The following is a 22,919-nucleotide window of genomic DNA, read 5'->3' on the forward strand; positions in this document are numbered from 1 at the left end:
GCTCCTGCGTCTCGGGAGCCGGTCAGCCGTCCGCGGCGGGCCGGCTCCTGCCGTACAGCCAGTCCTCCCACAGCTCCGACAGGTCCTCGCCCGTCTCCTCCTCCACATACGCGGTGAAGTCCGCCGTCGAGGCGTTGCCGTGCCGGTGCGCCTTCGTCCAGCCGGCGAGCAGCGCGAAGAACTCCTCGTCGTCGTCGACCGCCTCGCGGATCTTGTGGATCACCATGGCCCCGCGCCCGTACACCGGCTGCTCCGAGATGTCCGCGGCGCTCGGCGGATCGGCGGGCGGGAAGGCCCAGCTGTCCTCGTCCTCGTACGCCTCGTCGAACGACTCCTGGGCCGGGACGTCCTCCTTCTCCTCCTCCCAGAGCCACTCCGCGTACGTCGCCAGGCCCTCGTTGAGCCACATGTCGCGCCAGGTCGCGGGTGTCACCGAGTCGCCGAACCACTGGTGCGCCATCTCGTGGACGAGCAGGCCGATGCTGGGCGGACCGGGGAAGAACGGCCGGTTCTGTGTCTCCAGCGCGTAGCCGGAGTCCCCCTTGCGGTCCACGATCGCGCCCGTCGCGGAGAACGGGTACGGGCCGAAGTGCCCGGCCTGCCACTTCACGACCTCGGGGAGCCGGGCCAGCGTTCCCGCGCTCGCCTTCGCCGACTCCGGGTCCACGGCGGTGAACACCGTGATGCCGCCCGCCATCGTCGACGTCTTCGTCGTGAAGCGGCCGACGGCCAGGGTCGCGAGGTAGCTCGCCATCGGTTCGGCGGTGTGCCAGCGGTAGGTGGTGCGGTCCCCCGCCGTCGTCGGCGGCCCGGCCGGCACCCCATTGGAGACCGCCGTCAGCCCCTTGGGGACGGTGACCGTCAGGTCGTACGAGGCCTTGTCGCTCGGGTGGTGATTGCCGGGGAACCAGGCCATCGAGCCCGTCGGCTCCCCGAGGGCGAGCGCACCGTCGTCGGTCGGCAGCCAGCCCTCCTCGGATTCGTCCGCATCGGTGATCGTGCGCGGGGAGCCGGAGTAGCGGACGACGGTACGGAACGTCTCGCCCCGCCGGAGCCGGTCCTCGACCTTCGCGTCCGTACGCAGCGTCAGCTCGTTGCCCGCCCGGTTGACCGCGGCCGGACGCCCCTCCACGGTCGCCGAGTCCACGGTCAGACCGGTGAGGTCGAGGTTGAACGAACTCAGGTCCTGGGTCGCCCGCGCGGTGATCACGGCGGTCCCGCGCAGCGTCTGCCCGTCCGGGTCGACGTCGAGTGTGAGGTCGTAGTGCGTGACGTCGTAACCGCCGTTGCCGAGCTTCGGGAAGTACGGGTCGCGCAGGCCGGAGGCGCCGGGCTTGCCCTCCACCCCGCCGCTGCCGGCGGTGCAGGCGGGGGCGAGGACGGCGAGGGCGAGGAGCAGAGCGGCGGAGCCGGCTGCCCTGCGGGGTGTGCGTGCCGTGTCGCGTGCCGGAGGTCGGTGATCCACGCCGGTGATCCTATGTGCGGAATGTCGGGGTACGGAGGCTGCCGGTCGCCCCCGCACCCCGCGTCCGTCAGAGCACCGCGATGCCCAGCGGCCGTTCGCCCGCCGCCAGCCGGACCGGGTCCTTCTTTCCGGCGAGGTCCACGACCGTGATGCCGTTCCAGTACCCGTCCCGGGTGAAGCCGCCGGTGACGTACGCCGTGCGGCCGTCCTCGGACACCGCCACGTCCTCGTGCGGGCCGTCCAGCCCGATGACGCGCTCGGATCCGTCCGGCTTCCGGACGGTCAGCGACGCGTCCTCGTCGTCGGAGGCGATCGGTCCGGTGCCGACGACGAGCAGCGTGCCGTCGGGGGTCGTCGTCGCCCCGTGCTGGTGCGTGTTCGCCGTCATCGGCTCGACCGCCACCACGCCGGTACGCGGATCGAGGACAGCCAGCCGCTCGCCCTCGAACGGCAGGAGCAGCTTCCCGTCGCCGGGGCGGACGACCGCGTAGTGCGGCTTCAACCAGGAGCCGAGACCGCCCTTCGTGCCGTACGGGGCCACCTCCATCCGCCGGGTCCGCAGGGTGTCCGTGCGCACGGACGTCACGTCGAAGGAGTCGTGGCCGGTGGCGTACACCTCGTCGCCGTCGGGCGAGACGTCCACGTCGAAGGGGCGGCGGCCGACCGGGACGGTGCCGGTGACCTCGCGGGTCCCGGTGTCGATCACCTCCAGGACCCCTTCCGCGTCCGGGACGTTGACGCCGACGTAGACGTGGCGGCCGTCGGGCGCGAGGGCGATGCCCATGCCGCCGCCGCGGTACTCGCCCGTGGTGACGGGTCCGGTCTCCGTCCCGTACGGGATACGGGCCTGCCGGGTGCGGGTCCTCGTGTCGACGACCGCGACGCCCTCGGCGGTGGCCACCCAGGCCCGGCCGTCCGCCCCGACCACCAGCCCGTACGGAGCGGTGCCGACCTCGACCCGGTCGAACGCACCGCGTTCCGGATCGACGAACGTCACCGTGTCACCGCCGAAGTCCGCGACGAGCAGCGTGCCGTCGGGGGTGCTCCCGGCCGGGGCAGCCGCCGACGGAGTGCTCTTCACGGCCGGGGCGTCCGGCGTGCCCGTGGCGTCCGTGGCGCAGCCGGCGAGCACGGCCGCGGCGGCCATCAGAAACACCGCGCGGCGGGCGCTCACCGGGGCTCCCGATCGCCCGAGGCGTCCCGCAGCAGCGCCGCGATCTCCGCGAAGCCGCGGCGTTCCGCGTGCGCCAGGGCCGTGACGCCGTCGCCGTCCGGCAGCCCGGGCGTCGCCCCGGCGGCCAGCAGCAGCTCGACGATCTCCTGGTGCGCGCGGCCTCCGTCGCCGAGGATCACCGCCTCCAGCAGGGCCGTCCAGCCCAGCCGGTTGACGTGGTCGACGTCGATGTCGGTGACCCGGAGCAGCTCCCGTACGTACGCGACGTGGCCCCGCTCGCTCGCCGGGATCAGCGCGATGCCGCCGAACCGGTTGCGGAGCTTCAGGTCCGGTCCGGCCGGCAGCAGCACGTGGAGCATGGCGACGCTGCCCGTCACACCGGTGGCCAGCCAGGGGCTCTCCTCCCGGCTGTCCTGCGCGTCGGGGTCGGCGCCCGCGTCGACGAGCAGCCGGGCGGTCTCCGCATGGCCGCCGTGGACGGCCAGGAGCAGCGGGGTGCGCAGCTCCTCGTCCCGGGCGTCCACCCGGGCTCCGCCCTCGACCGCGGTCCGCACGGCATCGGTGTCGCCGGCGCGTGCGGCGTCGAGCAGCTGCTGATCGAGGGCGTTCATATCCGTCTCCCGTGGGTGGTAACGACCGTGCGTGCAACGACGGTGCGTGGGTGCGACTACTTGGCGAGGGCGGCGACGCCGGCCCGGGCGAACTTCTCGTCGAGGTCGCCGCTGGGCGCCCCCGCCACACCGATGCCCGCCACCGGAGCACCCTTGACCTGCACCGGGGCGCCGCCCGCGAGGAACAGGGTGCCAGGGATGTCCTTCAGGTTCGGGGCCTGGGCGAGCCGGCCGGCCAGCTCCGAGGTCGGGGCGTTCCAGGACACCGCGGTGTACGCCTTCTTCTCGGCGGACTCGTAGGCCTGCGGGCCCGAACCGTCACCGCGCAGCGTCAGGATGGTGTTGCCGTTGCGGTCGACGACGGAGACGGCGACCCGCTGGTTCTCCTTCTCCGCGGCGTCGAGGGCGGCCTGCGCGGCCTTCGACGCGGCGTCCACGGTCAGGTGCGTGGACTGCTGGAGGTTGCGGTTCGCGGTGTCCGCCTTGACGGTGGTGGCGGGCGCGGCGGCCGGGGCGGAGGCGTTCGCGGACATGGCGCCGAAGGTGCCGGCCCCGAGGGCGGCGGCGGCGACGGCACCGGTCAGGACACGGGTGCGCAGCGACATCTTCTTCATGGTGGGCTCCTCAGCGGGGTGGTGCGTGGCTTCTGCGTTCTGTGTTCCATCCTTGGGCCGGTTCCGGGGCCGTACGGTCGTCGTACCGGCTCGACGCCGCGCGCGGAACGGCTGACGGCCCCATCGGCCGATCGGTTGATGCGGGGCCGCCCGTTCGGGGTGACGATGAAGGTCCGCGCAGGTCAGAAGCAGGGGTACGAGGTGGATCAGGGGTACGAGGTGAGGCGGCGGGGCTCGTCGCCGCGCGGCACCGGGCAGGCCGGCGACCTCGGCACCCGCGGGCTCGCGCTGCTCATGCACGCCGCGTTCTTCCTGCTGCTGGGCGCCTCGCTGACCCGGTTCCTGCTGCGGCACCCCGGTGAGACGCGCACCCCGTGGATCATCGGCCTGTCCGCCGCCCTCGCCGTCCTGTACGTACTCGGCCCCGTCCTCGGCTCCCGCCCGACGCCGCGCCGCCTCGTCTGGCTCGGGGTGCTCGTCGCCGTGTGGATGGTGCTCGTCGTCCTCGCGCCGAGCTTCGCCTGGTGCGCGGTCCCGCTCTTCTACACCGGGCTGCGCATCCTGCCGCCGCGTGCCGCGCTCGTCCTCGTCGCGCTGCTGACCCTGTTCGTCGTCGCCGCACAACTGCGGCTGGCCGACGGCTTCGACCCGAACCTGGTCCTCGCGCCGCCCGCCGTCGCGGCCGTCGCCACCGCCGTCTTCATCCACATGCAGCGCCAGGCCGCCACGCAGGCGGAGCTCATCGACGACCTGCTCCGCACCCGTCGCGAACTGGCCGCCACCGAACGGCGCGAAGGCACCCTCGCCGAACGCCAGCGGCTCTCCATGGAGATCCACGACACCCTGGCCCAGGGGCTGTCCAGCCAGCAGATGCTGCTCCAGGCCGCCGACCGCACCTGGGACGCCGACCCGGCGACCGCCCGCCGCCACGTCCGTACGGCCACCGGCATCGCGGAACGCAACCTCGCCGAGGCCCGCCGCTTCGTCCACGACCTGGCCCCCGCCGACCTCGCCGAGGGCGGCGGCCTGGAGGCGGCGCTGCACGCGCTCGCCACCCGCGAGACCGCGCAGTCGCAGGGCCGGCTCACCGTCCGCTGCCACGTCGAGGGCACACCCCACGCCCCTCTGCCCGACCGCGTGCAGTCCGCCCTGCTGCGGATCGCCCAGGGCGCCCTGGCCAACGTCACCGAACACGCGGGCGCCACCGAGGCCGCCCTGACCCTCACCCACCTCGACGACCGGACCGTCCTCGACATCGCCGACAACGGCCACGGCTTCACGCCCGGCCCGCGCACCGGAACCCCGGACGGGGTGCGCGGACACGGGCTGCCCGCGATGCGCGCCCGGCTCCAGCAGCTCGGCGGCACCCTGGCCATCGAGTCCGCACCCGGCGAAGGCACCGTGGTGACCGCCGCCGTACCCCTCACCGACGCACCCGCCGGCCCCCTCACCCCACAGGACCCCGCATGACCGCCGCACACCCGCCCGTCCGGATCCTGCTCTGCGACGACCACGCCGTCGTACGCGCCGGACTCCTCGCCCTCCTCGGCAGCGAGCCCGACATCGAGGTCGTCGGCGAGGCCGGCAGCGGCGAGGAGGCCGTCGCCCTGACCGCCAAGCTCACCCCCGACGTCGTCCTGATGGACCTCCAGCTGGGCGAGGGCATCGACGGCGTCGAGACGACCCGCCGCATCGTGGCCGGCACCGCGGGCGCCCACGTCCTCGTCCTGACCACGTACGACACCGACGCCGACATCACCCGCGCCATCGAGGCGGGCGCCACCGGTTACCTGCTGAAGGCCGAGCGGCCCGAGGAGCTCTTCGCCGCGATCCGCTCCGCCGCCCAGGGCCGCACCACCCTGTCCCCGCCCGTCGCCAGCCGCGTCATGGCCCGGATGCGCGCCCCCCTGCCCACCCTCACCGACCGCGAACGCGACATCCTGGGCCAGCTCTCCCAGGGCCTCGGCAACCGCGACATCGCGCGGGCCCTGTTCATCAGCGAGGCCACCGTCAAAACCCACCTGGGCCGGATCTACGACAAACTCGGCGTCGACACCCGGGCCGGCGCGGTCTCCGTCGCCAAGGAACAGCGGCTGCTGCCCTGAGCGATCCCGTCCCGCCTCCACTGATGCGGGAGCGGCCCGCCGGGCATGACACCATCGAACCGTGCTCGACATCGGCTACTCCCTCTCCCGACGCTTCCCCGATCCCCCGCAGACCGACTACCGCCGAGCGGACGTCCACGCCCTGCGCCACGATCTGTTCTCCGGGGACGTCTACCTCGCGGACACCAAAGAGGACCGCGAAGTATCCACAGCCTGGGGATGGGTACCGGTGCTCGACTTCGCCTGGGCGCTGTGCGACATCGTCGAGAAGATCGACCAGGACCCCCGCGGCAACCGCTCGCACCGCCGCCAGTTCGCCGAACTCGACTTCACCGAGTCCTCCGACCGCATGCTCTTCGAGCGCCGCTTCGGCTGGGTCGACGTCGAGGCCGACTGGATGCCCGCCGAGGAAGCCCCCCTCACCTTCAGCCACTCCCTGCTGCGCCGCGAGGCCCGCGACTTCCTGCACGACCTGATCGCCGACCTCGCCGACATGCACGAAGGCCTCGCCGACAACCCCACCGTCTGGGACCTCCAGGCCCGCTTCCCCCGCCTCTGACCGCGGAGCGGGGCGGCCCCGTCACGCCTCCACCCGCACCCCGATCTGCGCCGCGAACGCCGGAGCCAGCTCCAGCAACTGCGACGGACTGATCACCGCACCGGCCAGCCGCTCCACACCCCGCGCGATGTCCAGCTCCGCGACCGTCCGCAGATCCACCGACTCCATCCGCGCCGCACTGAAATCGGCCCGCTTCAGCACACAGTCCCGGAACTCCACCCGGGTCAGCTGCGCATCCCCGAAATCCGGCTCGGACAGCACACACCCCTCGAACACCACGTCCTTCAGCCGGGCCTTCCGCAGATTCAGGTAATCGATCTTCCCGCCCCTGATCAGGACCCGCTCCAGCACCGCACCGTGCATCTGCACCCCGCCCAGACGCGCGTCCACAATCTCCACATCCCGCAGCGCCACCCCCGCGAGATCGGTGCCCACCCCCCGCACCGACGTCAGCACCGAGTCGATGAACCGGGCCCTGACCAGTTCCGTACGGTCCAGGGCGCAGCCGTCCAGCGCGCAGTCCATGAAACGGGCCCCCGGACCCGACTCGTCCGCCAGATCCACCGCGTCGAACCGCACGCCGTCGTAATCCCCGTCCGGCTCCAGCCCGCCGCCCTCGTACGCCACCAGCACAGGCAGCCGCACCTCCGGGCGCCGGGCCTCGGCGATCCCGCCCTTCGCTCCCCGGCCGGCCCTGCCCGTACCGCCACCACTACCGCTGCTGCGCACCATCCCCCCATCGTGACGCACCGCACTGACAACGCCCCGCCGGTCCGGCCGGGAAGACCACCGCACCCGCGCACCACTTGACCTCAAGGGCACTTGAGGTCGGAGGGTGGGCGCACCGAGACCCACACACCGGGGAGCCCACCATGCACGCCGTCCGCCTCCACACCTTCGGCCCCGCCGAGAACCTCGTCTACGAGCACACCGACGACCCCGTCCCCGGCCCCGGCCAGGTCCGCATCGCCGTCCGCGCCGCCGGCGTCCACCTCCTCGACACCGCCCTGCGCCAGGGCATGACCGGCCCCTTCCCCACCCGCGCCGAACTGCCCACCGTCCCCGGCCGGGAAGTCGCCGGAACCGTCGAATCACTCGGCGAAGGCACCGACCCCGACTGGCTCGGCCGCCGCGTCGTCGCCCACCTCGGCACCGTCCCCGGCGGCTACGCCGAACTCGCCGTCACCGGCACGGGAAAGCTCCACACCGTCCCCGAGGGACTCGACGACGCCGCGGCCGTCGCCATGATCGGCACCGGCCGCACCACCCTCGGCATCCTCGGATTCACCCCACTCGGCCCTGACTCCGTCGCCCTCGTCACCGCGGCCGCGGGCGGCATCGGCACCCTGCTCGTCCAGTACGCCAAGAACGCCGGAGCCACCGTCGTCGCCCTCGCCGGCGGCCCCGCCAAGGTCGCCCTCGCCCACGCCAACGGCGCCGACCTCGCCGTCGACTACACGCTCCCCGACTGGCCCCGCCACGTCCGCACCCACCTCGACGCCCTCGGCCGCCCCGCCACCGTCGTGTACGACTCCGTCGGCTCCACCACCGCCCGCGCCGCCGTCGACCTCCTCGGCAAGGGCGGACAGCACATCGTCTACGGCTGGTCCGGCAGCGGACTCCACGACGGGCGCCCGCTCACCTTCACCGAGGACGAACTCGCCGCCCGCGCCATCACGTCCGAGACCGTCCTCGGCCCCGCCATGCTCCAACGCGGCGGCGGACTGCGCGCCCTCGAAACCCGCGCCCTCGCCGAGGCCGCGGCCGGCCGGCTGCGCCCCGCGGTCCAGCGCTACCCGCTCGCCGAAGCGGCCGCCGCCCACCGCGACCTCGAAACCCGCGGCACGACCGGCAAGGTCGTCCTCATCCCCTGAACCGGGCGAACCTCAGCCCCCGAGCTCCGCCAGCGCCCCGTCCGTCAGCCGGTACACCGTCCACTCGTCCTGCGGCCGCGCACCCAGGGACTCGTAGAAGGCGATGGACGGGGCGTTCCAGTTCAGCACCGACCACTCCAGCCGCTCGTAACCACGCTCCACGCAGATCCGCGCCAGCTCCGTCAGCAGCGCCTTCCCGTGCCCGCCGCCGCGCCGCTCGGGACGCACGTACAGGTCCTCCAGGTAGATGCCGTGCACCCCGCGCCACGTCGAGAAGTTCAGGAACCACAGGGCGAAGCCGACGACCTCGCCGTCCTCGTCCGACTCCGCGATGTGCGCGTACGCGGCGGGCCGCTCACCGAACAACGCCTCGTGCAACTGCTCCTCGGTGGCGTTCGCCTCGTGCAGCGCCTTCTCGTAGTCGGCCAGCTCACGGACCATCGCGTGAATCACGGGGACATCGGCAGCGGTAGCGGTACGAATCATGGAGGCAGCGTAAACACCCCCGGCGCTCCGCCTACCCCCGCCCCAGCAACCGCCGCGCCACCTCGGCATGCTCCGGCACCAGCCGACGCCCGCCCTCCTCCGTGTCCCAGCACGCGTTCTGCAGCACCCTCCCCAGCGTCCACGCCCGCGCCCGCCCCCGCTCCAGCCCCAGCGCCTCCGTCAGCAGATCGAACCGCCACACCGCGTCCGCCGCGTCGAACCGGTCCACCAACGCCGGAAACAGCTCGAACCCCGCATCACCCACCAACGGCTTCGGATCGATCGCCACCCACCGCCCGCCCCGGCCCGCCAGCACGTTCCCGAAATGCAGATCCCAGTGCAGCAACCGGTCCCCCGGCTCCCCCGCCACCTCCCGCACCGCCGCCGCGCAGTCCGCCACCAGCCGCCGCTCCTCCTCGTCCGCCAACCGCCCCGCCACCACCGGCGCCGCCTCCACCAGCCGCGCCGCCGCCTCCCCCAGACCCCGCAGCCCCGCCCCCTCCCCGACGCGTACCGACGTCAGCCCCGCCAGCAGCCCCGCGACGACCCGCACCGCCTCCCGCGCATCCGCCACCCCCGACAACGCACGCCGCCCGTCCAACCGCTCCAGCAGCATCGCCCCCGTCACCGCGTCGTGCTCCAGCAACTCCACCGCACCCGCGCCCGCCTCACCCCACCACCGCAGCGCGACCGGCTCCCCCACCGTCTCCTCGTCCACCGGCTGCAACTTCAACGCCGCCCGCCGCCCGTCCGCCACCCGCACCACCGGAAGAACCAGCGCACACACCCCGTACATGGCCGCACCGTCCGGCCGCAGCCCCCACCGCTCCAGGAAGTCCGCCGCCATCCCCGGCAGCGCGGCCACGAACGCCCGCCCCACCTCACCGTTGTACTTGGTCTGAGTGGCGATCAGCTCATCCGGAATGTCAATCACGCCACCGATCCTAGGAGCGTGCGTCAATCGGCTATGACCCCGAGCCGCCCCGCCCCACCCACACGGCATCGCCCCGCACCCGCCGCGTGGATCCGCAGCGCCGGCTCATGGGTCCGCAGCGCGCCCGGCACGTACATCTGGCTGACCGTCCTCTTCGTCACCACCGTCATCGTCCACCAGATGTCACCCGCCTTCGAGGAGGACTTCCTCCGCCAGCGGTCCACCAACATCCACGAACTCTCCCGCAACCCCGTCCGCGTCCTGATCAGCAGCGCCTTCTGGATCGACGGCGGCACCTGGCTCCCGTACGCCATCCTCTACACCGTCTTCCACGCCCCCGCCGAACGCCGCCTCGGCACCCTGCGCTGGCTCACCGTCGCCGCCACCGCCCACGTCCTCGCCACCCTCGTCAGCGAAGGCGTCCTCGCCTGGGCCATCCAGCACGGCCACGCCCCCGAGACCGCCGTCAACACCCTCGACGTCGGCGTGAGTTACGCGCTCGCCGGGATCGTCGCCGTCCTCACCTACTACGTGGCACGCCCCTGGCGGTACGTCTACCTCTTCGCCGTCCTCGTCATCTACGGCGTCCCCCTCGTCACCGGCGCCACCTTCACCGACGTCGGCCACTTCACCGCCGCTCTCATCGGCCTCGCCTGCTACCCACTGACCCGCGCCCGCCCCGAGACGAAACCCACCCCCGCCCAGTAACGTCCCGCCACAACAGCCACACGGACAAGCAGGGAAAACATGAGCACCGTCAACGGCGGCATATCCTTCTGGTACGCGGACCAGGGCATCCCGACCCCCCGCGAACCCCTGCCCGGCGACAGCACCGCCGACGTCTGCATCGTCGGCGGCGGATACACCGGACTCTGGACGGCGTACTACCTCAAGAAGGCCGTCCCCTTCCTCAACATCACCGTCCTGGAAGCCAAGTTCTGCGGCTACGGCGCCTCCGGACGCAACGGCGGCTGGCTCTACAACGGCATCGCCGGCCGTGACCGCTACGCGAAACTCCACGGCCACGACGCAGCCGTCCGCCTCCAGCAGGCGATGAACGACACCGTCGACGAAGTCATCCGCGTCGCTGCCGAAGAGAAGATCGACGCCGACATCCACCGGGGCGGCGTCCTCGAAGTCGCGTACACACCCGCCCAACTCGCCCGCCTCAAGGACTTCCACAGCGTCGAGCTCGCCTTCGGCGAAACCGACCGCACCCTGCACGGCGCCCGCGAAACCGCGGAACGCATCCGCGTCAACGGCGCCGTCGGCTCCACCTGGACCCCGCACGGCGCCCGCCTGCACCCCGCGAAACTGGTCACCGGCCTCGCCGACACCGTGGAGGCACTCGGCGTCACGATCCACGAGTCGACCCCCGTCACCGAGATCAGGCCCAAACACGCCGTCACCCCCTACGGCACCGTCCGCGCCCCGTACGTCCTGCGCTGCACCGAAGGCTTCACCGCAGGCATCAAGGGCCAGAAGCGCACCTGGCTCCCGATGAACTCCTCCATGATCGTCACCGACCCCCTCCCCGCCTCCGTCTGGGACACCATCGGCTGGGACGGCCGCGAAACCCTCGGCGACATGGCCCACGCCTACCTGTACGCCCAGCGCACCGCCGACGACCGCATCGCGCTGGGCGGCCGCGGCGTCCCCTACCGCTACGGCTCGGCCACCGACAACGACGGACGTACTCAACCCGCCACCATCGAGGCCCTGCGCGAACTCCTGATCCGCCTCTTCCCCACCACCGCCGGCACCCCGATCGCCCACGCCTGGTCCGGCGTCCTCGGCGTCCCCCGCGACTGGTGCGCCACCGCCACCCTCGACCGCTCCACCGGCCTCGGCTGGGCCGGCGGCTACGTCGGCTCGGGCGTCGCCACCACCAACCTCGCCGCCCGCACCCTGCGCGACCTCATCCAGCAGGACTCCGGCCAGTCCGGCCCCACCGAACTGACCACCCTCCCCTGGGTCAACCACCGTGTCCGCCGCTGGGAACCGGAACCCCTGCGCTGGCTCGGCGTCCACGGCATGTACGCCGCCTACCGCGCGGCCGACCGCAGGGAACTCACGTCCCCGCGCCCCGGCACGGACCCGATCGCGAAGATCGCGGACCGGCTGTCGGGGCGGGGGTGAGCGGGTCCGGGCCCGGCGGGACGGACCGCGTGGTCACGGGGGCTACTTCGTGCCGCCGTTGAACCTCGCCGTCGACCAGAGGTAGCCGAGCACGGTCAGCCCGAGGCACCAGCCGACGGCGATCCAGCCGTTGTGGCCGATGCCCGTGCCGAGGAGGAGCCCGCGCAGGGTTTCGATCGCCGGGGTGAAGGGCTGGTACTCGGCGACCGGCCGGAACCAGGCGGGCATCGAGTCGAGAGGGGTGAACGCGCTGGACAGGAGCGGCAGAAGGATCAGCGGCATCGCGTTGTTGCCGGCCGCCTCGGCGTTCGGGCTGACCAGACCCATCCCGACCGCGATCCAGGTGAGGGCGAGGGCGAACAGCACCAGCAGTCCGAACGCCGCCAGCCACTCCAGGGCGGTCGCGTCGACGGACCGGAATCCGACGGCCACGCCGACGGCACCGACGAGGACCACACTGGCGACCGACTGGAGCACGCTTCCGACGACGTGCCCGACGAGCACCGAGCCGCGGTGGATGGCCATGGTGCGGAAGCGGGCGATGATGCCCTCCGTCATGTCGTTGGACACGGAGACCGCGGTGCCGACCACGGTGCTGCCGATCGTCATCAGGAGGATGCCGGGAACGACGTAGGCGATGTACGCGGAACGGCCGCCACCCCCGTCACCGATGCCCGCGCTCATCGTGTCGCCGAAGATGTACACGAAGAGCAGCAGGAGCATCACCGGGGTGAGGAGCAGGTTCAGCGTGAGGGACGGGTAACGGCGGGCATGCAGGAGGTTACGGCGCAGCATGGTGCTCGAATCGCGTGCCGCGAGGGAGAGAGAGCTCATCGGACAGCCTCCTTGGGCTGATCGGGGGTGCCGGTGCCGGCGGTGAGGGCGAAGAACACGTCGTCGAGGTCGGGGGTGTGGACGGTGAGTTCGTCCGCCTCGATGCCCGCCGAGTCCAGCCAGTCGAGGATGGAGCGCAGTTCGCGCTGGCTGCCGTCGCTCGGGATCTGCAACGCCAGCGCCTCGTCGTCCCCGGTGGCCTCACCGAGGGCCAGAGCGGCGGAGCGGTAGGCGGCCGGGTCGGTGAAGCGGAGCCGGACATGCCCGCCCGGGACGAGGCGCTTCAGCTCGTCGGCGGTGCCCTCGGCGGCGATCTTCCCGTCGTTGAGTACGGCGATCCGGTCGGCGAGTTCGTCGGCCTCCTCCAGGTACTGGGTGGTGAGGAAGACGGTGACGCCGCCCGTGACCAGCTCGCGGATGATGCGCCACATGGTGTGGCGGGAGCGGGGGTCGAGCCCGGTCGTCGGTTCGTCGAGGAAGATGATCCGGGGGCTGCCGACCAGCGTCATCGCGATGTCGAGGCGGCGTTTCATGCCGCCGGAGTAGGTGGAGGCGGGCTTCCTCGCGGCGTCGGTCAGGTCGAAGCGTTCCAGCAGTTCGGCGGCGACCCGTCGTCCCTCCTGCTTGGGGAGGTGGTGCAGGTCCGCCATGAGGTACATGTTCTCCTCGCCCGTGATCAGGCCGTCGACGGCGGAGAACTGCCCGGTGACGCCGATCGCCGCGCGTACCGCCTGCGGTGACGTGGCGAGGTCGCAGCCCGCGACCTGTGCCTGTCCGCCGTCGGCGGGGACGAGCGTGGACAGGATCTGCACGGTGGTGGTCTTGCCTGCGCCGTTCGGCCCGAGGAGCGCGAACACCGAGCCGGCCGGAATCAGCAGATCGATGCCGTCGAGAACGGTCTTGTCGCCGTACGACTTGCGCAGACCGACGGCCGAGACGGCGGCGGCCGGCGACCGGCCGTCGACCGTCGCAGTTTTGGATGTGGGCATGACAGACATGGCCATGGTGTCCTCCTGTGTGAAGGGTGAAGAGCGAGGGGTGCGAAGGGATCGGAGGGGGCGAGGCGGGGCGATCAGGGCGCGGCGGCGTACACGGACCTCACGACGACGGAGTCCGCAGGGGTTCAGAGACCCCCGGCACCGCCCGGAGGCATCCACTCCACGAGCTGGACCACCACGCCGTTGGGATCGGTGAGCTGCATGAGCCACTCACCCCACGGCTCCTGACGCAGCGGCATCGTGATCCGCGCACCTTCCCGGCGCAGCCTCTCGTGTTCGGCGGCAAGACCGGTGACCGTGAAGGACACCGCACCGTCCGCAGGGGCGGACCTCTCCCGCTCCGCAGGTTCCCCGGGCCGGCCTTTCAGGACGACGAGATCGGCGGCCGCGTCGTCGCGCGACAGGTGGACGCTCCCGTCGGTCACCAAGACCTCTCGAAATCCCAGATGCCCGGTGAAGAAACGGCTCGACGCCGCCGGATCACCGACGGTCAACAACACCGCCGACGCGATGATGTTCATGCACTGAGCTCCTTCCGCGCAGCGGACTGCCGTCACGACCAAGCATCGGCACTGCGGAAAGTCGGATCAACGACGTATCTTGCACCTGCGGTTAACCCAGGGATTACCGATTCAGGGGCGGGAAGCGTGGAACTGCGTGAGATAGAGATCTTCCTGACGCTGGCGGAGGAGCTACACTTCGGCCGGACCGCGGACCGGCTGCATGTCACCAGAGCCCGCGTCAGTCAGGCCATCAAGAAACAGGAACGCGCCATCGGCGCCGAACTGTTCAAGCGCACCAGCCGCAACGTGCAGCTGACCCCCATCGGCGCACAGCTGAGGGACGGCCTCAGCATCGGCTATCAGCAGATCCAGGACGCACTGACCGCCGCGGCCGCGGCCGGCCGCGGCATCACCGGTGAGCTCAACATCAGCTACTCCGCCGCCTGGTGCGGTCACCTCGTCCTGGCAGCCGCCGACACCTTCCGTACCCGCCACCCCGACTGCGTGATCAACATCCAGGACTCCCAGCTGAGCGACGTCCTGGAACCACTGCGCCGGGGCAGATGCGACCTCGCGCTGATCGAGCTGCCGATCGACGAGCCCGACATCGCCCACGGTCCGGTGCTCTTCTCCGAACCCCGCGCACTCGTCGTCCCCGCCGGCCACCCGTTCGCCCGGCAGGAGACCGTCTCCATGGAGGACCTCGCGCGGGCCCCGCTCATCACCATCACCGGACAGCCCCAGTACTTCCTCGACCACCACTACCCCCACCGCACACCGAGCGGCCTCCCCATCCCGCGTGGCCCGTCGACCTCCGCCTGGCAGGAGGTACTCGCCCTGGTCGGCGCGGGCAAAGGAGTCTCGCCCACCTGCGCCCGCGCGGCGCGGTACTACTCCCGCCCCGACATCGCCTACGTCCCCTTCAGCGACGCGCCGCCGGTGGACTACGGCCTCCTGTGGCCGGCCACCGGGAACACCCCGCGGGTGCGCGCGTTCGTCGAAACGGTCCTGGAAACGGCCGCCCTGGAACAGTCGCGGCCCGAGGGACACCGCGAGAGGCACCAGCTGCCTCCGGAAAACAGAAGCGTAGGTCATCGGTTCGAATCGGATAGGGGGCTCGAACCCCAGGCGCGGCTGTCGGGGCGCGGCTGAGTGGGGTCGGAAACAAAAAAACTCCAGGCCAGCAAGGCTGACCTGGGGTTTGAGCCGCCTGTCGGATTCGAACCGACGACCTATTGATTACAAATCAATTGCTCTAGCCAACTGAGCTAAGGCGGCATCGCGCACGGCTGAAGCAAGCATGCGCGCGAGCCCTCACTCTACACAGCGCTCCACCCGCCGATCCAGGAAGTCCCTCCCGCCCCGTGACCGTCCGAGTACCCGTGCGTTAAGAACACTGACGTACTGATCCGGATATCGGACAGTCGGGGAGGGCGGCATGACGGACACCGCAGACCAGCCGGCACGGGTAACGGGCGACGAGGCCAAGCGCATCAAGCGGGAAGCCTTGGGCATCGCCGACCGCAAGAAGCACCACGGTCGGACGGCGACCGCCATGAAGAACCGGGCCAAGGAGCCGGGTACGCAGCAGCGGGTCTACCGGTACCGCTTCTATCCGACTACGTCGCAGGCCGAGCAGTTGGAGAAGACCTTCGGGGCATGCCGCTGGGTCTACAACGAAGGGCTGGCGCTCCGGGTGGGCGCCTGGGAACAGCACCGGGTCTCGGTGGGGTTCGCCGAGACCTGCCGGGCGTTGACGGGGTGGCGGCAGGCGTCGGAGACGTCGTGGCTGCGTGAGGTGTCCTCGACGGTGTTGCAGCAGTCGTTGCGACACCTGGACAGTGCGTTCACGCGGTTCTTCAAGCAGTCGGCGAAGTGCCCGCAGCGCAAACGGAAGCACCTGTCGCGGGACTCGGCGACGTACGTACGAACGGGTTTCCGTTGGGTGGAGGATCCGGATCGGCCCGGTACCGGGCTGGTGACCCTGGCGAAGCAGACAGTGCCGTTGGACGTCCGGTGGTCCCGGCCGTTGTCGGCCGGGGTGACGCCGGTGAAGTTGTCAGTGACGCGGGACCGGGCGGGCCGGTATTTCGTGGCCTTGCTGGTCGAGGAGCGGATCAATCCCCTGCCCGCGGCCTTCGTGCCGGGCGGGCGCGCACCGAAAGCCGCGGGGATCGATCTGGGACTGGCTGCGCTGGTGACTCTCGATGACGGCACGAAGGTGGATCACCCCCGACTGCTGAAGAAGTACGAAAGGGAGCTGGCTCGGCTGCAGCGGGGGCTGCATCGCAAGACGAAGGGATCCAAGAACCGGGAGAAGGCCCGAGCGCGCATCGCCCGGCTGTACGCGCTGATCGGCGACGTGCGCAGAGACATGCTGGACCAGCTGACCACCCGCCTCGTGCGCGAGAACCAAGTGCTCGTGGTGGAAGATCTGGCCATCGTGAATCTGCTGCGTCCGAAGGCCGGAAAGGGGCGTAGGCGGAAGGCCCGGCTGAGCCGCTCCATCATCGACGCGGCCTGGGGCGAGCTGCTCCGGCAGCTGCGCTACAAGTGCGCCTGGTACGGGCGGACGCTGGTGATCGTGGACCGCTTCTTCCCGTCGACGCGTCGTTGTTCCGGCTGCCACGCCGAGGGGCCGTCACTCGATGTGTCCGTGCGGGAGTGGACATGCGCGGAGTGCGGCGCGAAGCACGACCGAGATGTAAACGCGGCACGGAACCTCCGGGAGGAGGGCATGCGGCTGTACTGGCTGGTGGCCTCCGCGCTCCCGCCGGGGCGGACACCGCCGTCAGTGATCAAGGCATCGGAGCTGGCGGACGTACTGCTGGCTGCATGAAGAAGTGAAGGACTGCGGTACGGACCGGCGGGCCGTCGGCCGTCATGCCTGTGGAGCCCGTGTAAGACCCGTCGAGGACGCTCTTCAGGGGCGTGTTCAACCGGCAGGGGTGTTGAAGCAGGAAGCGCTGAAGGTGGCATGACGCCAAAAATCCGGTGCTCTGCCACCCCACGCACGGGGTCAAAAGTGCGTCGCTCTGCCCCAGAGCTCAAGGGTTGTCCACCTCCCGCTCAGCTGGGAGATATTCCTCCCCAGAGAACTACTGACAGATCCGAAATCGCCAGGTAGCGTCGCTGAAGGTTCACCCAGTTGGACCAGACCACTCCCTTTACAACGGATCGTCCGGCACGTTCCTGCCGGTTGAGGAGAAGATTCAGCATGGCCAGTGTCACGTTCGACAAGGCGTCCCGCGTCTACCCCGGCTCCACCAAGCCGGCCGTGGACCAGCTCGAGATCGACATCGAGGACGGCGAGTTCCTCGTCCTCGTCGGCCCCTCCGGTTGTGGCAAGTCGACCTCCCTGCGCATGCTCGCGGGTCTCGAGGACGTCAACGGTGGCGCCATCCGCATCGGTGACCGCGACGTCACGCACCTGCCGCCGAAGGACCGGGACATCGCCATGGTGTTCCAGAACTACGCGCTCTACCCGCACATGTCCGTCGCGGACAACATGGGCTTCGCGCTGAAGATCGCCGGTATCAACAAGACCGAGATCCGTGCGAAGGTCGAAGAGGCCGCCAAGATGCTGGACCTCACCGACTACCTGGACCGCAAGCCGAAGGCGCTCTCCGGTGGTCAGCGCCAGCGTGTGGCGATGGGCCGCGCGATCGTGCGTGAGCCGCAGGTCTTCCTCATGGACGAGCCGCTGTCGAACCTCGACGCCAAGCTCCGCGTCTCCACCCGTACGCAGATCGCGTCGCTCCAGCGCCGTCTGGGCATCACGACCGTGTACGTCACCCACGACCAGGTCGAGGCCCTCACCATGGGCGACCGTGTCGCGGTCCTCAAGGACGGTCTGCTGCAGCAGGTCGACTCGCCGCGCAACATGTACGACCGCCCGGCGAACCTCTTCGTGGCCGGCTTCATCGGCTCCCCCGCCATGAACCTGGTCGAGGTCCCGATCACCGACGGTGGCGTGAAGTTCGGCAACAGCGTCGTCCCGGTCTCCCGCGAGGCGCTCACCGCCGCCGCGGACCGCGGTGACCGCACCGTCACGGTCGGCATCCGCCCCGAGCACTTCGACATCGTCGAGCACGGCGGCGCCGCCGCGACCGGCCTGTCCAAGGCGTCCTCCGACGCCCCGGCCGGCCTGGCCGTCTCGGTCAACGTCGTCGAGGAGCTCGGCGCCGACGGCTTCGTCTACGGCGCCGCCGAGGTCGGTGGCGAGCACAAGGACCTGGTCGTCCGTGTCGGCGGCCGTGCCGTCCCGGAGAAGGGCACCAAGCTCCACGTCGTCCCGCGCCCGGACGAGCTGCACGTCTTCGCGACGTCGACCGGTGAGCGTCTCACCGACTGATCCCGCACCCGCTGTACGGTGGCCCCGCACGTTCCGCGTGCGGGGCCACCGCGCGTTCGGGGGTTTGGGGCGACAGGGGCAAATTCCCCGGCACAACGGTCATTTCACTCCTGGCCGTCAACACGGGATTCGAAAAGCACACTCGAACCGTCCCTCGCGCGAGTGACGTAATGTCGCCAAATCATCACTGCCCGCTACGCTCGCTGCGTGACCCACACCGCGCGCCGTATCGGCCGAACTCTCGCTTTCGTACTGCCTGTCGTCATGGTCCTGTCCGGGACCCTCGCGGTCACCGCCGTGCCGTGGGCAGCTCACAACTCCGAGTCGACGTTGCTCACCGCGTCGGCCCAGACCGTCTCCAAGCGCGCCAAGGCGCGTGCGCCGCAGGACATTCTGCGCGACAAGCTTCTCCTGGAGCTCCAGGAGAAGGACCCGGGTGTCGCGTTGACGGATCTCCAGCGGGCCGTGGAGGGGCGTCCGTCGCTCGCGCGGCACTGCATGTCGATCGCGAAGGCGCTGGGCAAGGCCGCGGTCGAGCAGTACGGTCCGACGCGCGCGCACCGCTTCTCCCGTCCCGTCTGTGACACGTCGTTCGCCTCGGGTGTCGCGCAGTTCAACTGACCGTCCCGGCCGGGCACGGCATATCGTGCCTGGCATGCATACGTTTCCGACGCAGGCCGTGATCCTGGCGGGTGGCTACGGGTCACGGCTGCGCCCGTACACCGATGACCGCCCCAAGCCGATGGTCGAGATCCCGGGCACCGGGACGCCGATCATCGGCCATCAGCTTGCCTGGCTGGCCGCCGAGGGCGTGACCGACGCCGTGGTGTCGTGCGGGCATCTCGCCGAGGTGCTGCAGGAGTGGCTGGACGCGGCGGTGCTGCCGTTGCGGGTGACGACCGTGGTGGAGTCCGAGCCGCTGGGCCGCGGTGGCGGACTGAAGTACGCGGCGGCCCGGCTGCCCGAGCCGGAGCAGCCCTGGTACGCGACCAACGGTGATATCTGGACCCGTTTCTCGTTGCGTGAGATGGCCGCGTTCCATGCGGAGCGTGATGCGACCGCGACGCTGGCGCTGGCCCGTCCGCGCATTCCGTGGGGTGCGGTGGAGACGGATGCGTTCGGGCACATCACGGACTTCATCGAGTCTCCGCCGTCGCCGTATCTGATCAACGCGGGTGTGTACGTGTTCTCTCCCGCGTTCACGGGGATGCTGCCGGACCGGGGCGACCACGAGCGGACGACGTTCCCGAGGCTGGCGCGGGAGCGCAGGCTGGCCGGTTATCCGTTGCCGCACGGGGCGTACTGGCGGGCCATCGACACGGCGAAGGATCTGACGGAGGCGGCGAAGGAGCTGGACGGGCAGTAGGTCCTCTCTCAGGCCGCATCGCGTCGCCACACAGAAGGGGCGGGCACCGGAAGCGATTCCGGTGCCCGCCCCTTCTGTGTGGCGTGGTGGGCCTCAGCCGAGGAGGCCGCCGATGGGGTTGCGGCCCCCGCCGCCACCGCCGCCGCTGGCGCCGCCGGTGGAGCCGGTGCCGGGGTCCGTGCCGCCACCGGTGGCGGAGCCGCCGGTGGGGCCGGAGGAGCTGGGCCCTGAGCTGCTGGAGGGGGGCTGCTGTTGGGGGGTGGTCTGCTGCGGGGTGGTCTGTCCGGTGCCCTGGGTCTGGCTGGGCCGGCCGGATCCGGCGCCGGCGGCCTGACCGGACTCGCGGACGCTGTCCGTGGCGGGTGTGGAGGCCTTGGCGGACGGGGTGCGGGGTGCGGTGGTGCGGGAGGGGGTGGGGCGCTGTCCGGTGGGGGTGTGGGAGGCCTTGCCGCTGCGGGACTTGTCGGGGAGCGGGGTGCCGGGGAGCTGGTTGGTGGGGACGCCGTTCGGGCCGGGGACGGTGACGACCTCGGTGGAGCGCACGGCGCCACCGAGCATGGAGCCGATGAGGAGGGTGAGGCCGACGACGACGGTGGCGACGACGGCGCCGCGGCGCAGGACGCGGCGGCGGAGGTCCCAGATCTCGGAGCGGGGGCCGAGCTTGCGCCAGGCTTCTCCGGCGAGGCGTCCGTCGACGGAGTAGACGGGGGCGCCCGCGATGACCAGGGGGCTCCAGGCGGCGAGGTAGATGATGTCGGGTGCGTCGTAGACGGCGACGGTGCGCCAGCTGACGGTGACCAGGAGGGCGGCGGACAGGAGGGCGCCGATGGAGGCGGCGACGCGCTGCCAGAGGCCGAGGACGGTGAGGACGCCGACGACGACCTGGAGGAAGGCGATGGTGAGGCCGGCGCCGACGGGGTGGGAGAGGGCGAAGTCGCGCAGCGGTTCGGCGAGGGCCCAGGGGTGGAGCGAGGTCAGCCACTTGACCATGGAGCCGCGGTCGCCGCCGTCGAAGTACACGGGGTCGCAGAGCTTGCCCATGCCGGCGTAGATGGAGATGAAGCCGAGGAACACGCGCATCGGCAGCAGGACGACGCCGAGGTTCATGCGGCGGCCGGGGTAGTACGCGTGCCGGACGGTGTCGCTGCCGTGGCGGCGGTCGCGGGTGTCGGTGACGTCGTCGCCGTCGAAGGCGTCGCGGCCGTGTCCGTCGGTGTCGTACGGGCCGGGCTCGACGGGGTCGTAGGCGCCGACGGCCTGGCGCATGGGGGGCAGCAGCGGGCCGCCGGGGCGGCGTGGCTGGTGCGGTGCGGTGATGACGGGGTTGGGCTGGGTCTCTTCGAGGCGCGGGATGACCTGGGTGCCGGGGCCGCCGTGTCCGCTGTCGAACTCGTAGGAGGCGTAGGGCTCGTACGGGTCGTAGGCGGTGTCGGGCCGGCCCGCGGTGGAGTTCCGTACGGCCTGGAGGAGTCCGCTGGCGCCGGGGTCGCCGGGGGCGGACCTGCCGCTCCACACGACCGGGGCGCGTCGGCCGCGTCCGGTTCCGGTGCCGCTCATGGCGGGGATCCTGGGTGCTCCGGCGGGTGCCACACCGCGCAGCCGTGCGCGCTGGCCGGGGGCGAGCTGCACCCGGAAGCTGGCGTGGTTGACGATGACCTGCGCGGGGTCGCAGTCCACCTTGGCCATGCTCAGGGCGGGTTGTTCGTCGAACCGAGGCGTTCTGGTGTCCACACTCATCTAACCGAGTGATGTGTGTTTAGGACACTGCCTTGACGGTGTCGAAGTGTCCGAGGCCCGTCAACAGGGGGTGGTGGGGTGCGTCGGGGCGCGCGCGTGCCCGGATGCGCCCCCGGTGCGGCCCCCGCGGACCCGGTCGGCCGCCGCCTGTGCGGGTGGTCCTGCGGGACGGGCCGTGCGGCCCGTCCCGGCGGCTGATCAGGCGCGGCGGCGCGCGACCTCGTACATCACGATGCCGGCGGCGACACCGGCGTTGAGGGACTCGGCGCCGCCCGGCATGGAGATGCGGACCCGGTAGTCGCAGGTCTCGCCGACGAGGCGGCCGAGGCCCTTGCCCTCGCTGCCGATGACGATGACGACGGGGCCGCCGAGGGCTTCGAGGTCCTCGACGGTGTGCTCGCCGTCGGCGGCGAGGCCGACGATCGCGATGCCTTCCTTCTTGTACGCCTCCAGTGCCCGGGTCAGGTTGGTGACGCGGGAGACGGGCGTACGCGCGGCGGTGCCGGCGGAGGACTTCCAGGCTCCGGCGGTCATGCCGGCGGCGCGGCGCTCGGGCACGACCACGCCGTGGCCGCCGAAGGCGGAGACGGAGCGGACGATCGCGCCGAGGTTGCGCGGGTCGGTGACGCCGTCGAGGGCGACGATCAGCGGGTCCTCGCCGTTGTCGTACGCGGCGGCGGTGAGGTCCTGCGGCTCCGCGTACTGGTACGGCGGGACCTGGAGGACGAGGCCCTGGTGGTTGAGGCCGTTCGTCATGCGGTCGAGCTCGGGGCGCGGGGCTTCCATCAGGTTGATGTTGCCGCGTGCGCCGGCGAGCTGGAGGGCCTCGCGGACGCGCTCGTCGTTGTCGATGTACTGCTGGACGTACAGCGTGGTGGCGGGCACGCCGTCGCGCAGGGCCTCGAAGACGGGGTTGCGGCCGACGACCATTTCGGAGGTGCCCTTGACGCCGCCGCGCCGGGGGGCGGGGCGGCGGTTGGCTGCCTGCTTGGCCCTGGCGGTGGCGATGCGGTTCTTCTTGTGCTTCTTGCGGTCCTCGGCGGGCGGCGTCGGTCCCTTGCCTTCGAGGCCACGGCGTCGCTGGCCACCGCTGCCGGCCGTAGCGCCCTTCTTGTTGGACGTGCGGCGGTTCCTGCGCTGGCTGTTCCCGGCCATGACCTACCTGT

The 22,919-nt window shown here is 71.4% G+C and carries 23 protein-coding genes and 1 tRNA gene; 11 read left to right on the top strand and 13 right to left on the bottom strand.

Annotated elements, in window-relative coordinates:
- Window positions 1–22: 22 nt before the first annotated feature.
- The 4 genes from OG959_RS16720 to OG959_RS16735 all read right to left on the bottom strand — a co-directional run bounded on the left by OG959_RS16720 (window position 23) and on the right by OG959_RS16735 (window position 3,864).
- A complete protein-coding gene (locus OG959_RS16720; protein ID WP_326659251.1) occupies window positions 23–1,465 on the bottom strand; it encodes a M1 family metallopeptidase in 1,443 nt (480 codons plus the stop codon).
- Window positions 1,466–1,532: 67 nt separating this feature from the next.
- Window positions 1,533–2,612, bottom strand: coding sequence for a YncE family protein (locus OG959_RS16725; protein WP_326666427.1), 1,080 nt, complete (start codon window positions 2,610–2,612; stop codon window positions 1,533–1,535).
- Window positions 2,613–2,635: 23 nt separating this feature from the next.
- Window positions 2,636–3,250, bottom strand: a complete 615-nt coding sequence (locus OG959_RS16730) for an ankyrin repeat domain-containing protein (RefSeq protein WP_326659252.1) — start codon at window positions 3,248–3,250, stop codon at window positions 2,636–2,638.
- A 56-nt stretch (window positions 3,251–3,306) separates the two neighbouring features.
- Window positions 3,307–3,864: a GlcG/HbpS family heme-binding protein gene (locus OG959_RS16735; protein ID WP_326659255.1), complete on the bottom strand. Its 558-nt coding sequence runs from the start codon at window positions 3,862–3,864 to the stop codon at window positions 3,307–3,309.
- A gap of 165 nt (window positions 3,865–4,029) precedes the next feature.
- Between OG959_RS16735 and OG959_RS16740 the strand changes: the two genes are divergently transcribed.
- From OG959_RS16740 to OG959_RS16750, 3 genes are all read left to right on the top strand, one after another.
- Window positions 4,030–5,334 carry a sensor histidine kinase gene (locus OG959_RS16740; RefSeq protein WP_326659257.1) on the top strand — a complete coding sequence of 435 codons (1,305 nt, stop codon included), beginning with the start codon at window positions 4,030–4,032 and terminating at the stop codon, window positions 5,332–5,334.
- Window positions 5,331–5,969, top strand: a complete 639-nt coding sequence (locus OG959_RS16745; protein WP_326659259.1) for a response regulator transcription factor — start codon at window positions 5,331–5,333, stop codon at window positions 5,967–5,969. Before OG959_RS16740 ends, OG959_RS16745 begins: the two co-directional genes overlap by 4 nt.
- Before the next feature lie 61 nt (window positions 5,970–6,030).
- Window positions 6,031–6,528 (top strand): hypothetical protein, encoded by a 498-nt coding sequence (locus tag OG959_RS16750; RefSeq protein WP_326659261.1) that lies wholly within the window; start codon window positions 6,031–6,033, stop codon window positions 6,526–6,528.
- Window positions 6,529–6,549: 21 nt separating this feature from the next.
- On the opposite strand, the gene OG959_RS16755 is transcribed toward OG959_RS16750, so the two are convergent.
- Window positions 6,550–7,260 carry a pentapeptide repeat-containing protein gene (locus OG959_RS16755; RefSeq protein ID WP_326659264.1) on the bottom strand — a complete coding sequence of 237 codons (711 nt, stop codon included), beginning with the start codon at window positions 7,258–7,260 and terminating at the stop codon, window positions 6,550–6,552.
- 140 nt (window positions 7,261–7,400) lie between these two features.
- Between OG959_RS16755 and OG959_RS16760 the strand changes: the two genes are divergently transcribed.
- Window positions 7,401–8,402 carry a zinc-binding dehydrogenase gene (locus OG959_RS16760; protein ID WP_326659265.1) on the top strand — a complete coding sequence of 334 codons (1,002 nt, stop codon included), beginning with the start codon at window positions 7,401–7,403 and terminating at the stop codon, window positions 8,400–8,402.
- A gap of 12 nt (window positions 8,403–8,414) precedes the next feature.
- Here the strand turns inward: OG959_RS16760 and OG959_RS16765 are convergent, their stop codons facing one another.
- Together OG959_RS16765 and OG959_RS16770 are read right to left on the bottom strand one after the other, a co-directional pair.
- Window positions 8,415–8,888 (bottom strand): GNAT family N-acetyltransferase, encoded by a 474-nt coding sequence (locus OG959_RS16765; RefSeq protein WP_326659268.1) that lies wholly within the window; start codon window positions 8,886–8,888, stop codon window positions 8,415–8,417.
- 31 nt (window positions 8,889–8,919) lie between these two features.
- On the bottom strand, window positions 8,920–9,822 hold the full coding sequence (locus tag OG959_RS16770) for an aminoglycoside phosphotransferase family protein (protein ID WP_326659270.1): 903 nt from the start codon (window positions 9,820–9,822) through the stop codon (window positions 8,920–8,922).
- Window positions 9,823–9,855: 33 nt separating this feature from the next.
- On the opposite strand from OG959_RS16770, the gene OG959_RS16775 reads away from it, so the two are divergent.
- Window positions 9,856–10,530 carry a rhomboid-like protein gene (locus OG959_RS16775; protein WP_326666430.1) on the top strand — a complete coding sequence of 225 codons (675 nt, stop codon included), beginning with the start codon at window positions 9,856–9,858 and terminating at the stop codon, window positions 10,528–10,530.
- Window positions 10,531–10,569: 39 nt separating this feature from the next.
- Complete coding sequence (locus tag OG959_RS16780) at window positions 10,570–11,961, top strand: NAD(P)/FAD-dependent oxidoreductase (RefSeq protein WP_326659272.1); 1,392 nt, start codon at window positions 10,570–10,572, stop codon at window positions 11,959–11,961.
- Between the two features lie 42 nt (window positions 11,962–12,003).
- Here the strand turns inward: OG959_RS16780 and OG959_RS16785 are convergent, their stop codons facing one another.
- The 3 genes from OG959_RS16785 to OG959_RS16795 all read right to left on the bottom strand — a co-directional run bounded on the left by OG959_RS16785 (window position 12,004) and on the right by OG959_RS16795 (window position 14,314).
- Window positions 12,004–12,795, bottom strand: coding sequence for an ABC transporter permease (locus OG959_RS16785; protein ID WP_326659274.1), 792 nt, complete (start codon window positions 12,793–12,795; stop codon window positions 12,004–12,006).
- Complete coding sequence (locus OG959_RS16790) at window positions 12,792–13,799, bottom strand: ATP-binding cassette domain-containing protein (RefSeq protein WP_442805583.1); 1,008 nt, start codon at window positions 13,797–13,799, stop codon at window positions 12,792–12,794. The genes OG959_RS16785 and OG959_RS16790 overlap by 4 nt, the downstream gene beginning before the upstream one ends.
- A gap of 119 nt (window positions 13,800–13,918) precedes the next feature.
- Window positions 13,919–14,314, bottom strand: a complete 396-nt coding sequence (locus OG959_RS16795; RefSeq protein ID WP_326659277.1) for a VOC family protein — start codon at window positions 14,312–14,314, stop codon at window positions 13,919–13,921.
- A gap of 126 nt (window positions 14,315–14,440) precedes the next feature.
- Here OG959_RS16795 and OG959_RS16800 point away from each other — a divergent pair, with 126 nt between their 5' ends.
- Window positions 14,441–15,448, top strand: coding sequence for a LysR family transcriptional regulator (locus OG959_RS16800; protein WP_326659279.1), 1,008 nt, complete (start codon window positions 14,441–14,443; stop codon window positions 15,446–15,448).
- A gap of 52 nt (window positions 15,449–15,500) precedes the next feature.
- Here OG959_RS16800 and OG959_RS16805 read toward each other — a convergent pair.
- Window positions 15,501–15,574, bottom strand: a tRNA-Thr gene (locus tag OG959_RS16805).
- Between the two features lie 160 nt (window positions 15,575–15,734).
- Here OG959_RS16805 and OG959_RS16810 point away from each other — a divergent pair.
- From OG959_RS16810 to OG959_RS16825, 4 genes are all read left to right on the top strand, one after another.
- Entirely contained in the window at window positions 15,735–17,135 is a 1,401-nt protein-coding gene (locus OG959_RS16810; RefSeq protein ID WP_326659281.1) for an RNA-guided endonuclease InsQ/TnpB family protein, read from the top strand.
- Window positions 17,136–17,513: 378 nt separating this feature from the next.
- A complete protein-coding gene (locus OG959_RS16815; RefSeq protein WP_219574298.1) occupies window positions 17,514–18,650 on the top strand; it encodes an ABC transporter ATP-binding protein in 1,137 nt (378 codons plus the stop codon).
- Between the two features lie 207 nt (window positions 18,651–18,857).
- Window positions 18,858–19,271, top strand: a complete 414-nt coding sequence (locus tag OG959_RS16820) for a hypothetical protein (protein ID WP_326659283.1) — start codon at window positions 18,858–18,860, stop codon at window positions 19,269–19,271.
- A 34-nt stretch (window positions 19,272–19,305) separates the two neighbouring features.
- Window positions 19,306–20,016, top strand: a complete 711-nt coding sequence (locus OG959_RS16825) for a nucleotidyltransferase family protein (protein ID WP_326659285.1) — start codon at window positions 19,306–19,308, stop codon at window positions 20,014–20,016.
- A gap of 93 nt (window positions 20,017–20,109) precedes the next feature.
- On the opposite strand, the gene OG959_RS16830 is transcribed toward OG959_RS16825, so the two are convergent.
- Together OG959_RS16830 and rlmB are read right to left on the bottom strand one after the other, a co-directional pair.
- A complete protein-coding gene (locus OG959_RS16830) occupies window positions 20,110–21,753 on the bottom strand; it encodes a DoxX family membrane protein (RefSeq protein WP_326659287.1) in 1,644 nt (547 codons plus the stop codon).
- A 198-nt stretch (window positions 21,754–21,951) separates the two neighbouring features.
- Entirely contained in the window at window positions 21,952–22,908 is a 957-nt protein-coding gene (gene rlmB / locus OG959_RS16835) for a 23S rRNA (guanosine(2251)-2'-O)-methyltransferase RlmB (RefSeq protein ID WP_326659289.1), read from the bottom strand.
- Window positions 22,909–22,919: the final 11 nt, after the last annotated feature.

The organism is Streptomyces sp. NBC_00385, from assembly GCF_035917155.1.
In the GTDB taxonomy this organism is placed as follows: domain Bacteria; phylum Actinomycetota; class Actinomycetes; order Streptomycetales; family Streptomycetaceae; genus Streptomyces; species Streptomyces poriferorum.